Annotated in this window: 1 protein-coding gene; it reads left to right on the forward strand. The window is 67.6% G+C overall.

The window, feature by feature from the left end; genetic code table 11:
* Positions 1–290, forward strand: a 290-nt coding sequence (locus tag AAEY88_RS12835; protein ID WP_350563002.1) for a sugar ABC transporter permease, incomplete at both ends; no start/stop codon positions are given.

Below are 290 nucleotides of genomic sequence, written 5' to 3' on the forward strand. Positions count from 1 at the left end.
GCGACCTACGGCGTGATCGCGGCCGCGCTGTGGCCGCAGATTCCGTTCTGCATGATCCTGTACCTGACCGGGCTGACCGGCATCAACGGCGAGATCGTCGAGGCGGCGCGAATGGAAGGCGCGCGCGGCTTCACGCTGCTGTGGCACGTGATCCTGCCGCAACTGCGGCCCGCGACGTTCATGGCCGTCGTGCTGACCGTGATCGGCGCGCTGCGCAGCTTCGACCTGATCTCGGTGATGACGGGCGGCGGCCCGTTCGACAGCTCGACCGTGCTCGCGTACTTCATGGT

The sequence above is a fragment of the Psychrobacter sp. CAL346-MNA-CIBAN-0220 genome (assembly GCF_040309805.1).
Lineage (GTDB): Bacteria > Pseudomonadota > Gammaproteobacteria > Pseudomonadales > Moraxellaceae > Psychrobacter.